13 protein-coding genes are annotated in these 13886 nt (G+C 26.7%); 10 read left to right on the forward strand and 3 right to left on the reverse strand.

Annotated features, from left to right (window positions below; all coding sequences use genetic code 11):
- Positions 1–6 precede the first annotated feature (6 nt).
- The 4 genes from I6E17_RS07110 (at position 7) to I6E17_RS07125 (ending at position 5319) form a co-directional block, all read left to right on the forward strand.
- Positions 7–1782 carry a PTS sugar transporter subunit IIA gene (locus I6E17_RS07110; RefSeq protein ID WP_235236395.1) on the forward strand — a complete coding sequence of 592 codons (1776 nt, stop codon included), beginning with the start codon at positions 7–9 and terminating at the stop codon, positions 1780–1782.
- A gap of 122 nt (positions 1783–1904) precedes the next feature.
- On the forward strand, positions 1905–3443 hold the full coding sequence (gene malX / locus I6E17_RS07115) for a maltose/glucose-specific PTS transporter subunit IIBC (protein WP_235236396.1): 1539 nt from the start codon (positions 1905–1907) through the stop codon (positions 3441–3443).
- 12 nt (positions 3444–3455) lie between these two features.
- A complete protein-coding gene (locus I6E17_RS07120; protein WP_235236397.1) occupies positions 3456–4640 on the forward strand; it encodes a MalY/PatB family protein in 1185 nt (394 codons plus the stop codon).
- Positions 4641–4911: 271 nt separating this feature from the next.
- Positions 4912–5319 (forward strand): septal ring lytic transglycosylase RlpA family protein, encoded by a 408-nt coding sequence (locus tag I6E17_RS07125; RefSeq protein WP_235236398.1) that lies wholly within the window; start codon positions 4912–4914, stop codon positions 5317–5319.
- Between the two features lie 47 nt (positions 5320–5366).
- Here the strand turns inward: I6E17_RS07125 and I6E17_RS07130 are convergent, their stop codons facing one another.
- Together I6E17_RS07130 and I6E17_RS07135 are read right to left on the reverse strand one after the other, a co-directional pair.
- The gene (locus I6E17_RS07130; RefSeq protein ID WP_235236399.1) at positions 5367–6149 is read right to left on the reverse strand and encodes a sulfite exporter TauE/SafE family protein; all 783 of its coding nucleotides are present in this window, start codon (positions 6147–6149) and stop codon (positions 5367–5369) included.
- Between the two features lie 31 nt (positions 6150–6180).
- Positions 6181–6954, reverse strand: a complete 774-nt coding sequence (locus I6E17_RS07135) for a recombinase family protein (protein WP_235236401.1) — start codon at positions 6952–6954, stop codon at positions 6181–6183.
- A 195-nt stretch (positions 6955–7149) separates the two neighbouring features.
- Here I6E17_RS07135 and I6E17_RS07140 point away from each other — a divergent pair, with 195 nt between their 5' ends.
- The 3 genes from I6E17_RS07140 (at position 7150) to I6E17_RS07150 (ending at position 10074) form a co-directional block, all read left to right on the forward strand.
- Positions 7150–8082: a ParA family protein gene (locus tag I6E17_RS07140; protein WP_235236403.1), complete on the forward strand. Its 933-nt coding sequence runs from the start codon at positions 7150–7152 to the stop codon at positions 8080–8082.
- Positions 8072–9007: a ParB/RepB/Spo0J family partition protein gene (locus tag I6E17_RS07145; protein WP_235236405.1), complete on the forward strand. Its 936-nt coding sequence runs from the start codon at positions 8072–8074 to the stop codon at positions 9005–9007. The genes I6E17_RS07140 and I6E17_RS07145 overlap by 11 nt, the downstream gene beginning before the upstream one ends.
- A 197-nt stretch (positions 9008–9204) precedes the next feature.
- Complete coding sequence (locus I6E17_RS07150; protein WP_235236407.1) at positions 9205–10074, forward strand: glucosaminidase domain-containing protein; 870 nt, start codon at positions 9205–9207, stop codon at positions 10072–10074.
- Positions 10075–10152: 78 nt separating this feature from the next.
- On the opposite strand, the gene I6E17_RS07155 is transcribed toward I6E17_RS07150, so the two are convergent.
- Entirely contained in the window at positions 10153–10788 is a 636-nt protein-coding gene (locus I6E17_RS07155; RefSeq protein WP_235236409.1) for a GntR family transcriptional regulator, read from the reverse strand.
- A 173-nt stretch (positions 10789–10961) separates the two neighbouring features.
- Between I6E17_RS07155 and I6E17_RS07160 the strand changes: the two genes are divergently transcribed.
- Genes I6E17_RS07160 through I6E17_RS07170 form a run of 3 tightly spaced genes read left to right on the forward strand, consistent with a single transcriptional unit; the run spans position 10962 to position 13711 of the window.
- Positions 10962–12353: a Cof-type HAD-IIB family hydrolase gene (locus tag I6E17_RS07160; protein ID WP_235236411.1), complete on the forward strand. Its 1392-nt coding sequence runs from the start codon at positions 10962–10964 to the stop codon at positions 12351–12353.
- A gap of 20 nt (positions 12354–12373) precedes the next feature.
- Entirely contained in the window at positions 12374–13126 is a 753-nt protein-coding gene (locus I6E17_RS07165; protein WP_235236413.1) for an exodeoxyribonuclease III, read from the forward strand.
- Positions 13127–13141: 15 nt separating this feature from the next.
- Entirely contained in the window at positions 13142–13711 is a 570-nt protein-coding gene (locus I6E17_RS07170; RefSeq protein WP_235236414.1) for a hypothetical protein, read from the forward strand.
- Positions 13712–13886 lie beyond the last annotated feature (175 nt).

Genomic DNA, 13886 nt, shown 5'->3' on the forward strand with positions numbered 1-13886 from the left:
GGTAAAATGGGACTAAATAGGAAAGATATAGATTTATTAGAAGAAATAAATGGAAAAATTTTACCTTTAAAATACTTTGCAGAAAAATATTCTGTAAGTGAAAGGAATATAAGATACAGTATTGATAATATAAATTTTTATCTTAGAAAAGAAAATCTTGATGAGATAGAAATAAAAAAAGGAAGCCTTGTTTTTAGTACAGATGAAAAAAATCTTAACTTTCTTATTAAAAATCTTGATATGGTTACTTACACTTTTTCTCAGGAAGAAAGAGAAAGTTATATTCTTACTAAATATCTTTTTGAAGAAAATGTTACTTTGAAAGAGATAGAGTTGTTTTTAAATGTAAGCAGAACAACAATAAAAAAAGATTTAAAAAATGTTGAAAAGCAAATCTCATATTTTGAACTTTATTTTTTAAGAGATGGCAATAAAATAGAGATATCAGGAAATGAGAAAAAATTAAGACACTTAAAACTTTTAAAATTATTAGACTATATTGAAGTAAAGGATAAAGAAATTTTCATATTTTCTAAAAAATATCTTAATGAAAAAATTGAGAGTCAAATAATAGAAAAATATATAAATAAATATTATGAGAAAAATATACCTGAATCAATATATGAAATAGAAGAAAAGTTTGGTACAGAATTTCCTGAACAGTTTAAAAATATCATAACTTTGTATCTTACAGTAACTATTGAAAGAATGTCAAATAAATATATTATAAATAGGAAAATAAATAGTGAATTTTTAAAAACCTTAGATGAGTATAAAATTATTCAGAAAGTTCTTGATAAAATTATTGATATAAAACTTGAATATGAAATGTTGCATCTTTTAGAATATTTTTTAAGTGGTCAGTATGTAAACTATTTCTATGAAAATTTTTTTATTGCAGAAAAGTTTATTAATAGATTATTGAGAGCTCTTGAAAAAGATATGAATAAAAAATTTTCAACGAGCAGAGAACTTACAGAAAAACTTCTTAAATATTTAATTCCTGCTATTTATAGAATAAAAAATAATTTTAAATTATATAAGAATTTAGAAGCAAGAAAAATAAAAATAGATGAAAAGATATTTGAAAAAGTGAAAAAGGCTGTTTCAGAAAATAATAAATATCTTTTAGAACCCTTAAGAGATGAAGAAACAGTATATATAGCAGAATGTATTGAATCTTATCTTCATTATGATAATATAAAAAAAATTTCTTTAAAAGAATTGACAGAAATAATTAAGAAAAATTCACTTGAAGCGAATATGGAAAATATAACAGAAGAAATAAGAGAGAAATTTGATATTCTTATAGAAGATGATATAAATTGTAAAAATGAAAATATTTTGCCTGAACTTTTAAAAATAAATAGAATATATTTGACAGAAGAAGAATTAAAATTTACAGAAGCAGTTAAAATTGGGATAAATCTTCTTGTAAAAGATGGCTGTGCAAAAGACAGAATGTTTGTAAAATTAAAAGATTTGGCAGGAAATTATGGAAGATATATGTTCATAGAGAAAGGGATACTTTTTTGCTACAATACAGATAATGAAGATTATTTAAAAGAAGGTCTTTCAGTAGTAATTTCTAAAAATGGAATAAAAGTGGAAGAAGGAGAAAAAGGATATGTTTTATTTGTTTTGTCAATAAAAAATAAAAGAGAATATTTAAAAATAATTTCAGAGTTGATGGATTTATCTGAGAAAAAAATTTTTTTAAAAAATCTTATTATAGCTGAAAGTAATGATGAAGCATTGGAAATAATATTAAAATCAATATAGAGATACAAAAACAGTTAAACTTTTTTTCAAAAAAATATGAAAAAGTATGTATATTAACATTACATTTTGAATATTATATAATAATATCAAGTTAAAATAATATATGTAATGGAGGGATATACATGGCGAAAAAAGTTAGCTTTTGGGAGTTTTTCCAAGGATTAGGAAAAACATTTGTACTGCCTGTGTCTTTACTGGCAGCTTGTGGTATTATGTTAGGAGTAGGAAGTTCTTTTGCAAGTTCTGTTACAGCAGAAATTCTTCCGTTTTTAAAAAATCCTATATTAAATGCCTTCTTTAATTTTATGGCAACAATAGGTTCATTTGCATTTTCAAATCTTCCTGTAATGTTTGCAATAGCAATTCCTTTAGGACTTGCAAAAGAAGACAAAGGAGTTGCAGCTTTTTCTGGATATGTAGGATTTACAATATCTCATCTTGCTGTAAACTTTTTATTAAAAACTACAGGAACTTTAGCTTCTCCTGAAAATATGAAAGAAGCAGGACAAGCTATGGTTATGGGAATTCAAAGTATTGATACAGGAGTTATTGGAGGACTTATAATAGGTATTATTGTATATAAAATACATGAAAAATACCGTACAATTTCTCTTCCAGATTTCTTAGGATTCTGGACAGGTTCAAGATTTGTTCCTTTAGCAACAGCAGTTATTGTTGGTGTGGTAAGTCTTTTAATTCCTTTTATATGGCCTTTCTTCAACCGTATGATAATAGGAATAGGACATGTTATTAGTAAGTCAGGGCCATTTGGACCATTCCTTTTTGGTGCAGGAGAAGGACTTTTAAGACCGTTTGGATTACATCATATTCTTGTTGCAATGATTAGATTTACATCAGCAGGTGGAGATGCAGTTGTAAATGGAGAAACAGTTTCAGGTGCTCTTACAATATTCTATAAACAATTTGCAAATGGAATATTTGATCCAAATGTAACTAAGTTTTTATCACAAGGAAAAATGCCAGTATACATGTTTGGTCTTCCAGCAGCAGCTCTTGCAATGTACACTACAGCAAGACCTGAGAATAAAAGAAAAATAAAAGGACTTTTAATATCAGGAGTAGTTGCTTGTGCAGTTGGTGGAATAACAGAACCACTTGAATTTATATTCTTATTCCTTGCTCCAGCTCTTTACTTATTCCATTGTATTATGGTTGGACTTGGATTTATGGTAATGGGAATTTTAAAAGTAGCTATAGGTAATACAGATGGAAATATAATAGATTTCTTAGTATTCGGAGTTTTACAAGGAACAAAAACAAAATGGTATTTAGTAATAGCAGTTGGAATTGTATGGTTTATAATATACTATTTTGTATTTAAATGGGCAATAACTAAATTTAACTTAAAAACTCCTGGAAGAGAAGTAATGGCTGAAGGAAAAGATGCTAAACTTGGAGGATATGACGAAGAAAAACTTCTTAAAGCATTAGGAGGAAAAGACAATATTGTTTCTCTTGACAACTGTTTAACAAGATTAAGATTAGTTGTAAAAGATATGTCATTAGTAGATGAAAAAGAAATTAAAGATACTGGTGCAGTTGCAGTTGTAAAACTTGATAAAACAAATCTTCAAGTAATAATAGGACCTCAAGTTAATGTTGTTAAAAATAAATTAGAAAAACTAATGAGTAAAATGTAATAAGGTGAGAATATGAATTTTGATGATATAAAAGACAGAAGAGGGACATACTGTACACAGTGGGATTATATAAAAGATAGGTTTGGAAAAGAAGATCTTCTTCCTTTTACAATATCAGATATGGATTTAGAATCTCCAGATGAGATAGCTGAGGCTCTTATAAAAAGAATCAACCATAAAATATTTGGATACAGCAGATGGAATCATGATGATTTTAAAAATGCTGTAACAGGATGGTATGAAAAAAGATTTAATTATATTCCTGATAAAGAGTGGATAGTTTATAGTCCAAGTGTAATTTATTCTGTATCTAAATTCATAGAGATGAAGACAGAAAAAGGTGATGGAGTTCTTATAAATACTCCTGGATATGATGGATTTTTCAAAATGATAGAAGGAAATGAAAGAAAACTAATATCTTCTCCTTTAAAAAATGTAAATGGAAGATATGAAGTTGATTTTGAAGATTTTGAAAAAAAATGTGACGAAGCTAAAGTATTTCTTTTATGCAGTCCTCATAATCCTGTAGGAAAAGTATGGACTGAAGAAGAACTGAAAAAAATGATTGATATATGCAGAAAAAAGAATGTTTTTATAATATCTGATGAGATTCATATGGATATAGTTTATAATGGTAAACATATTCCAATACTTTCTCTTGGAGGTGAGTATCTTGAGAATATGATTCTATGTACTTCTGCTTCAAAAACATTTAATATTCCAGCATTTACAGGTTCTTATCTTTTTATTCCATCTGAAAAAGATAGAGAAGAGTTTTTAAGAATTTTAAAAAATAGAGATGCTCTTTCTTCACCATCTATATTAGCTGTCATTGCAACTATTACAGCATATAATAAATGTGAATACTGGGTTGACGAGCTTGTAAAATATACTGAAAATAATATTAGATTTACAAAAGAGTATCTTCAGAAAAATATTCCTGAATTAAAATGTGAAGTTCCTCAAGGTTCATACTTTGCATGGATTGATTTTTCAGAACTTGATTTGCCAAGTGAGGAATTCCAGAGATATTTGATAGATATAGGTAAAGTTGCTGTTATGCCAGGTCTTACTTATGGAGAAGAAGGAAGATACTTCTTAAGATTTAATGTGGCATGCTCAATAAAAAAAGTTCAAGATGGGCTTGAAAGAATTTTAAAAGCAGTAGAGCATATAAGAAATTTAAAAAATATTTAATGGGAATTTAGAAAGAGACCGACTGAAAATCAGTCGGTCTCCTTTTAATATAATATAAAAAATGTTAAGGGCATATTAATTAATATAAAAGATATCTTTTATAGGAGAGTTATAACATTTTAAAAATGAAAAGTCAATAAAAAATTTTAACTTCTATTATTAAAGTCCTATAAAAAATAAATATATTTAAAATAGTTTATTCTAAAAAACTATATTTTATGATATGATTATTATAAAGTATATATGAAAAGTTATAATGAGGAGAATGAATATGAAAAAAGGTTTTTTATTTATGTTTTTTATTTCTCAAATTATTTTCGCTAAAACAGCCAGCTGGTATGGAAAAGGATTTGAAGGAAAACCTACAGCCAGTGGTTATATTTATAGTTCTAAACAGCTGACATGTACATCTAATAGTTATCCCTTTGGCACAGTTTTAAAGGTTACAAATAAAGAAAATAATAAATCAGTTATAGTTGTAGTGACAGACAGAGGATCTTTCAGTAAGAAATATGGAAGAGATATTGATTTAAGCAAAAGAGCATTTGATGAAATAGCAGATATAGGAGAAGGGCTTATAAAAGTAGATATTGAAGTAGTTAATAAGAATCATACATTTAAATATAAGCATGGTAATCCTAAGTTTACAAAAAAAGAGTATAAAAAATTTTTGAAATAAAAATATAAACGGAACTTGATATTTTTTCAGTTCCGTTTAGTTTTATATTATAAAAATTTTTCTACGGCCATTTTGGCTATCGTAATAAGTGAAACAATAAGGAAAAATGGTCTTATAAATTTTGATCCTTTTTTTATTGCATATTTTGCTCCACATTGAGCTCCTATATACATTACAACTCCAACAAGAATAGAATAAAGATATGAAACATTTCCATAATATATAAATGCTACAAGTCCTGCAAGGTTTGCTATAAGATTAAGAACTTTTGCATTTCCAGAAGCTCTTATAAAATCAAATTTATAAACTTTTAATAGTCCAAATAAAAGAAATGAACCTCCTCCTGGCCCAAAGAAACCTATATAAAAACATACAATAAAAGACATAATACTTCCAAAAATTGTATTTTTTAATGTTGCTCCTTGAAACTCATCTTTTATTCCCATATTTTTATTTGCAAAAGTATAAATAATAACAGCAAGCAACATTATAAAAATAAGAGGTTCAAGTATTTCCTCACTAGTATTAGATACTACACAAGCTCCTAAAACAGCTCCGATAGCCCCTAAAATCATAGGATATTTCATAAGAGAAAAATTAATTTTTCCTGATGTGAAATATTTCACAGCACTTCCTAAAGTTGAAAAACTTGCAGCCATTTTATTTGATCCCATTGCAACATGTATGGGAAGTCCTGAAGCAACAAAGGCAGGAACACTTATAAGCCCTCCTCCACCTGCTATTGCATCTATAAAAGATGCTGCAAAGCAGGCAGCAGACAAAAATAAAAATGTCTGTAAATTAAATTCACTAAAAAAAACATCAAACATTTAATAACTCATCCCCTGTTCAAAACTTAATTTATTTTTTTCCTATTTTTCTTGCTCTGTAAAAAGAAGATGTACTTATGATATTAGGTACATCTATATATGTGTTTTCTTGTCTAAATTTCCCCATATATATTGTATTTTCTAAAATATATTTTATGGAGCTGTAAGAAAGGGCAATATTAAAGATTTTTTTTAAATCATTAGATATACTTCTGTATGACTGACCAGTGATTCTTTCATGAAAAATAAATTGAATAATAGGTCTTTCATCTTCGTTTATTACAATATTTTCTCCATCACTTTTATATCCTATTGGAATATTTCCAGAAGTATGCAGTTTTTTACTGAGCTTATTTTTTTTACCAGAATTTGTTCTCATATTTATCATCTTTTTTTCAAAAGATGCAAAAGCAACTATTATATCTTTCATTAGTCCACCATTTGGTGTATCTTCAAATTTTTGTTCTGAAGATATTATAGAACATTTGACTCTTGTTAATTCAAATTCAAGATATCCAAGAAGCATAGTATTTCTAGCAACCCTGTCAAGTTTTTGTGCTATAAGGTAATCAACAGGTTTATTTGTTTTTGATAAAGATTTTATTTGTTCAATTGCCTGAGCAAGTCCTTCTCTTTTATCTAAGCTTTCAGCCCCACTTATTCCTTCATCAGAAAATATATTTATAAGTTCAATATTATTTTCTTTGCAATATTTCCTAATTGATTTTTCTTGAATTTCCAGCCCCTGTCCTTCTTTTACTTGCCGTTCACTGGAAACTCTTATATAACCAACAGCATATTTCATAAATTCATACACATCCTCTTTGCAGTATATGCATATTATACGATATTTATTTTTAAAATGTAAGTATTTTTAAAATAGAAATAAAATTTATACACACTTTTTATGAAAAAATAAGTTGACATTACACACTTATTGGAGTATAAATATATTGTACAATAAAATTTCTATTTTTAAATACAAACTGAGGAGGAGACAATGGAAGGAAAGAAAAAAGAACTAAAAAGTAAGAAATTTAGAAAAAATGTAATGCTTGAAGTAGATAAAGATAAAGATGTTAAAAATCTTGCTAAGCAAAGAGGAGAAAAAGAATCTACAATAATCAATGAAGCTTTAGGAGAATATTTTTCAAAAAGAATGTCTACTAAATTTATAGCATTTCTTAATCAAAAAGGAGGAGTTGGAAAATCTACTTCTGCTCAAAGTGTTTCTATAGGACTTGCTAAATTAAATAAAAGAGTTCTTGCTATTGATGTTGACCCTCAGGGAAACTTTACTAAAGGTTTGGGAGCTTATGAACCTGAAATGCCAAGTGTGTATGAAATGCTTAAGGGAGAAATTTCTCCAGAAGAAGCTATAATTTCAAGAGAAGGTATTGATATTATTCCAGCAGACCTTAGATTATCACAATTTGAATATCTTGAATTACCAGGAAAAGAATTTTTATTAAAAAATAGATTATCACAATTTGATTTTACAAAATATGATTATGTTGTATTTGACTGTGCCCCAAGTTTTGGAAAATTAAATTTAGGTGTTCTTGCTATGGTTCATTCTATTTATGTTCCTATTCAGACAGAATATTATGCAATGGAAGGTGTAACTCAGCTTATACAGACAATTGAAATGGGAAGAAATCTTTTAATGAATAAAGAGCTTACTCTAAAAGGTGTGTTTGCTACAATGTATGATAACAGAAGAAATCTAGATAAAGCAGCGCTAGATAAGATAGCTGAATTTTTCGGAGATAAACTTATGAATACAAAAATAAGAAGAAATATAAAACTTGCTGAAGCACCAGCAAGACATGAATCAATTTTTGCATATGATCCTGCATCTAATGGTGCAAAAGATTATATTAATCTGACTAAAGAAATAATAGCCAGAGAGGAGAATGACAATGAGCAGTAAAAAAAATGATTTTTTTAAAGATATGTCAATAGATCAGTATAAAAATCTTGGAGCAAAAGTATCAGAAAATGTAGAGATGATGACTGGTAATCCATTTGGAAACAGCAGTGTAAAAATGGAAAATATTCCTGGTGCTTCTCTTGTAAATTTTACAAAAGATATTTTAGATAACATAGATTTAAGTGATAAAAAATATATTTTAAGAGAAAAGAATTTTGAAGAATTAAAAGATGATGAAGGAATAGAAGGACTTTCTTCAAGCATTTATGAAGTTGGACTTATAAATCCTGTTTATATCCAAAAAAAAGAAAATGGAAAATATAGAATAATTTCAGGATACAGAAGAACAGCTGCAATCAAAACTGGTTATATTAATTATGGAGATGATTACTCTTTTGATGGAAAAGTTGTTATTATTCCTGAAAATTATTCAGCAGACGATCTTGAAGTATTTCAGATTAATGAAAATACACATAGAGAAGATTTATCTATTCTTGAACTTGCCTACAGATTCCATGTTGCCAGTGAAAAAAGAAAAGTTACAATAGAAGAGCTTGGAGATGAATACAATATGAGCTCAAGACAGGTAAAAAGAATAAAAGGAAGTCTTAATTATCCTGTTCCTGTAAAAAGATATATAAATGAACTAAAGCTTACAAAGGCTGAAGAGATAAATAAACTTATAAAAGCTTTAAATCTTCCTGAAGAAAAAATGGAAGAGTATATTTTAAAAGTAAAAGATTTTTCCCGTGATGAAATGAGAGCAGAATTAAAAAGAATCAAGGCAAATGAGGAAAAACCTCTTATTGATGTAAAGTATGGAATAAAATTTTCAAGTATTAAGATTAATGAAAGCCTTACAGAAGAGCAACTTAAAGAAATAACAGAAATGATAGCAGAGCAAATAAATAAATTTAAAAAATAAAAATATATTTATATCTAATGAATTTAGTAGTTTATAAAATAAAATGATTTATATATGTATAGAAATAAAGAGTGTGAATTAAAATCACACTCTTTTTCATTTATAGAATATATTTGAAAAAAATACCATTTTAGTGTAAGATATAAGAACTAAAATTATATTTAAAATGTATACTATTAGAAAAAGGAATTTGAATTATGAAAGTAATAAAAATTAAAAAGTTAGAAAGAAAAAAGATTGAAAAAAATATTTTTATGTTTTTGGTTTTATTTATTTTTTTTCTGTTTACAATAATAAGTTATGGAAGTCAGAAAGATTTAAAAAATCAAGCTGATAACTTTCTCTCTGCTTCAAAAACAATAACTAAAGTAAAATATGATAAAATTGTTGTAAATAGTCTTGATGATATTTATAAGGAAAGAGATGGTTTATTTGTATTTTCAGATATTAATATTGATTTAAGAAATCTTTCTCCTGTTAAAAGAAAAGATGTTTTTATAAAGCTTCTTCTGCCTTCTATAGAAGTAGTACAACAAGAAGTTCTTAACAATAGAGAAATTGTAAAAAAATTAAAAATTAAAAAAGAACTTACAGAAAATGAAAAACAGTATGCAGAAAAACTTTTTAAAAAATATAAAACAGAATATGGAAAGTGGGAGGAACTAGAATCTAAAATGATAGTATACCCAGCCTCTCTTATTTTAACACAAGGAGCTATAGAAAGTGCTTGGGGGACTTCAAGATTTTTCAGAGAAGGAAATAATGCTTTTGGAGTCTGGTCTACAAATCCTAATGAACCAAGGATAGCTGCCAAAGGATCAAGGGGTGATTTTACTCCTCATCTAAAAAAATATGATACATTAAAAGATACTGTTGAAGATATAACACTTATTATTTCCCGTTCATCTGCTTATTCAAATGCAAGAAAAATGATATGGGAAGGAAAATCACCTTATGAAATTGCAGGAGGGCTTCTTAAATATTCAGAAGAAGGACATGAATATGTAAAAAAAGTAAGAAGTACTTTAAAATATAATAATTTTCAAAAATATGATGAAATTTTTTAAAATTATTTCCAAAATAAAATCAGAGTAAAAAAGATGCTCTGATTTTTTATTGTTTTATATAAATTTTAACTTAATATACTAAAATAAAAGTCCAAGATAATAAATATATGAATTTTCTATATGTTTTTTAAATGCTTCTGCAGCTTCTGCTTTTTTTCCTGAAAGAATAAAATCTATTACTTGAATATGTTCATCATTAGAATCACTTATTCTTTTATTCAATTTTTTATCAAAAGAAAGTTTTCTTACTCTTACTACATGTTCAAAAGTAGTAACCATCATTGACTGAACAAAAATATTATCTACAGAATTTAAAATATAAAGGTGAAAATCATTATCTAATTTATCTTTCTCTTCTTGAGGAAGAGTATTGTAGTTAACAAATCTTTCTCTAAAAATATTAAGTTTAATTGACGAAAGATTATTAAATGCCATTTCAAGAATAGCTGGCTCAAAACATTTCCTAGCTTCAAAAATATTATTAAGCATATTTTCATCAACTTTTGTTACAAAAATTCCTTTCCGAGGCAGATTTGACACCCACATTTCAGCTTCAAGACGAGCTAATGCTTCTCTTATTGGAGTTCTGCTTACATTAAGAAGTTCACTTAATTTTTTTTCTTCCAAGTAATCTCCAGGCATAAATTCAAGATTAATTATTTTATTTTTAATAAGCTCATAAGCTTTTTCTTTTAGATTTACATAATTACTCATAGTATTCTCCTTTTAAAGTATATTCTTATATACATAAGTATACACTATAAAACAGAAACTATCAAATAAAACTCTTCTTGTCATAAAATAAAAATACTATTTACTCATAGTATAGAATATTGTTTTAAGATATGCTAAAATAATATATAGTAAAAAAGCAGGAGGGATAGGCAATGAATAGATTGCAAAAACAAATAGAATTTATTCTAGAAATAGATAAGATAAAAGGAATTCTTCGTCAGGGACTTGTTTTAAACGGAAAAAGACAGGAAACTGATGCAGAACATAGTTGGCATATGGCTATGTGTGCAGTTCTTCTGAAAGAATATTATCATGAAGAAGTAGATATGCTAAAAGTTATTAAAATGATATTAGTTCATGATATAGTAGAAATTGTAGCAGGGGATACTCCAGCATATGGAACATATTCTCAGGCAGAAAAAGAAAAAAATGAACTTGATGCTGCAAAAAAAATATATGGAATACTTCCTAAAAATCAAAAAGAAGAACTTATGAATATATGGCTTGAATTTGAAGAGGGGAAAACTAAAGAAGCAAAGTTTGCAAATGCTTGTGACAGATTTCAGGGATTTATACAAAATGTAACTTCAGATGCACATACATGGAGAAAATTTCATGTTACAAAATCAAAACTAATGAATAGAATGAGACCTATATTTAATTTTATACCTGAAGTATATTATGGGTATATTCAAGGATACATGAAAGAATATCTTGCAAATGGAGTTGTAACAGACGATAAACCTGTTAAATTAATAGCAACAGATCTTGATGGAACTTTTGTAGACAATGAGAAAAAAATTCCAACAATAAATAAAGATATAGTAAATAATTGTATTGAAAAAGGAATTGTATTTGTTCCCTCTTCTGGTAGAGATCTTCCTAGTATAAAAGAACTTTTAGGAGATATTAAAGAAATAAAATATTATTCATGCTTTAATGGGGCAAGAGTATTTAAAGGAAACACACTTATTTATTCAGAAAAAATGGATAAAATTATGTGTCTTGAAATATTAAAAAAAGGAACAGAATTAGGTCTTAAATATAGTGCTACTTCAAACTATGATGTATGTTATTCTCAGCTTGATACAGAATATTATACTGAATCTAAGTTAAGTAATACAAAGTATACTTTCCATTCAAATGAAAATCTTGATAATTTAAAAGCTTTTGACTTTGAAAAAATAGTATTCTTTGGAAGTCAGGAAATCTTCAAAGAATTAAGAAAATTTGTAGAAGATAATTACGGAGAGGAAGTAAATATATTTGGCTCAGGAGATAATGTTATGGACATTGTAAGTAAAAAATGTTCAAAAGGAAATGCCCTTAGAATAATAGCTGATGATATGGGAATAGCAACAGATGAAATAATAGCATTTGGAGACAATGAAAATGATTTATCAATGCTTACAGAAGTTGGATATCCTGTAGCTATGAAAAATGCAAAAGATTTTGTAAAAGATATTATACCAGAAATCACTTCAGTATCAAATGATGATGGAGGAGTAGGACTATATCTTAAAGAATTTTTTCAAAATAATTAATAAATTTTAGGAGGAAAATAATGAAATTTATTTCATGGAATGTTAATGGTATAAGAGCATGCCTTACAAAAGGATTTATGGATTTTTTTGACAGAGAAGATGCTGATATATTTTGTCTTCAAGAAACTAAAGTACAGGCAGGACAAGTTGAATTAGATTTAAAAGGATATTATCAATACTGGAACTATGCTGAAAAAAAAGGATATTCAGGAACAGCAATCTTTACTAAAAAAGAACCTTTATCAGTAAGTTATGGTCTTGGAATAGAAGAACATGATAAAGAAGGAAGAGTTATTACTCTTGAATTTGAAGATTTTTATTTCATTACAGTATATACTCCAAATTCAAAAACAGAATTAGAAAGACTTGATTATAGAATGATTTGGGAAGATGAATTTAGAAAATATATGCAAAATCTTGAAAAAAATAAACCTGTTGTTGTTTGTGGAGATTTAAATGTTGCTCATAAAGAAATAGATTTAAAAAATCCTAAAACAAACAGAAACAATGCAGGATTTACAGACCAAGAAAGAAATAAATTTACTGAACTTATGAATTCAGGATTTATAGATACTTTCCGTTATTTTTATCCAGATCAGGAAGGAATATATTCGTGGTGGTCATATAGATTTAAGGCAAGAGAAAAAAATGCAGGCTGGAGAATAGATTATTTCTTAACTTCAGGCTCTATGAAAGAAAGACTTGTTTCAGCAAAAATTCATACTGATATTTTAGGTTCAGATCATTGTCCTGTAGAACTTGTAATTAAATAAATTTAAGGAAAATATATGAAAAAAATTGATAAAATCTTAGACATGTTTGATGAACTTTTTGAAACACAGATACAACAAGAAGAAGCTGTATTCATTGTTGCAAATTCTTTTTATACAAGTAAAGATGAAAAGATAAACAGAGATACACTCTTTAGATATATAAAATCTCAAATAGATATGGAATTATTTCATCAGGCTCTTGAGAAAAAAGATATGTCTGTTATAAATCCTGAAAGATATCCAAGGATAAAAGAAAAAACTTCTTCTTTTGTTCCTAAAAAAATAGAAAAAAAAGAAATAAATAAAGAATATGATTTTTCTCCAAGTGATTTCATAAATGAAATAAACTCTTTAAAAGAAAAATTAGATATTTTAACAAAAATTTATTCATCAGAAAAAAATATTTTAGATATCTCAAAAAAAATGTTTACAATTTCTGAAAATAATATTAAAAGGGCAACATTTAGAGTAGAAGAAAATATTTTAAGAGAATTTGAGGAGTTTTGTACAGAACATAAAGAGTATAATAAAACATTGATTATAAACTTTATGATGAAAGAGTTTCTTGAAAAATATAGAAAATAAAAATGAGGTTGTTGCATTTTCTAATTTATAAAATTTTATTTTTATAGATTTGCAACAGCCTCATTTTTTAATATGTTATAAAACATTGTAAATAGCTATTTTTCTATTAATAATATCTTTTGATAAAAATTTATAAATTAGAAAATGCAACAACCTCATTTTTATTTTCTATATT

It is taken from the genome of Fusobacterium perfoetens (genome assembly GCF_021531595.1).
Lineage (GTDB): Bacteria > Fusobacteriota > Fusobacteriia > Fusobacteriales > Fusobacteriaceae > Fusobacterium_B.

Coding starts and splice junctions, on each gene's coding strand:
- I6E17_RS07110 (WP_235236395.1), top strand. CDS start 7: ATGGGACTAAATAGGAAAGATATAGATTTATTAGAAGAAATAAATGGA.
- malX (WP_235236396.1), top strand. CDS start 1,905: ATGGCGAAAAAAGTTAGCTTTTGGGAGTTTTTCCAAGGATTAGGAAAA.
- I6E17_RS07120 (WP_235236397.1), top strand. CDS start 3,456: ATGAATTTTGATGATATAAAAGACAGAAGAGGGACATACTGTACACAG.
- I6E17_RS07125 (WP_235236398.1), top strand. CDS start 4,912: ATGAAAAAAGGTTTTTTATTTATGTTTTTTATTTCTCAAATTATTTTC.
- I6E17_RS07130 (WP_235236399.1), bottom strand. CDS start 6,149: ATGTTTGATGTTTTTTTTAGTGAATTTAATTTACAGACATTTTTATTT.
- I6E17_RS07135 (WP_235236401.1), bottom strand. CDS start 6,954: ATGAAATATGCTGTTGGTTATATAAGAGTTTCCAGTGAACGGCAAGTA.
- I6E17_RS07140 (WP_235236403.1), top strand. CDS start 7,150: ATGGAAGGAAAGAAAAAAGAACTAAAAAGTAAGAAATTTAGAAAAAAT.
- I6E17_RS07145 (WP_235236405.1), top strand. CDS start 8,072: ATGAGCAGTAAAAAAAATGATTTTTTTAAAGATATGTCAATAGATCAG.
- I6E17_RS07150 (WP_235236407.1), top strand. CDS start 9,205: ATGAAAGTAATAAAAATTAAAAAGTTAGAAAGAAAAAAGATTGAAAAA.
- I6E17_RS07155 (WP_235236409.1), bottom strand. CDS start 10,788: ATGAGTAATTATGTAAATCTAAAAGAAAAAGCTTATGAGCTTATTAAA.
- I6E17_RS07160 (WP_235236411.1), top strand. CDS start 10,962: ATGAATAGATTGCAAAAACAAATAGAATTTATTCTAGAAATAGATAAG.
- I6E17_RS07165 (WP_235236413.1), top strand. CDS start 12,374: ATGAAATTTATTTCATGGAATGTTAATGGTATAAGAGCATGCCTTACA.
- I6E17_RS07170 (WP_235236414.1), top strand. CDS start 13,142: ATGAAAAAAATTGATAAAATCTTAGACATGTTTGATGAACTTTTTGAA.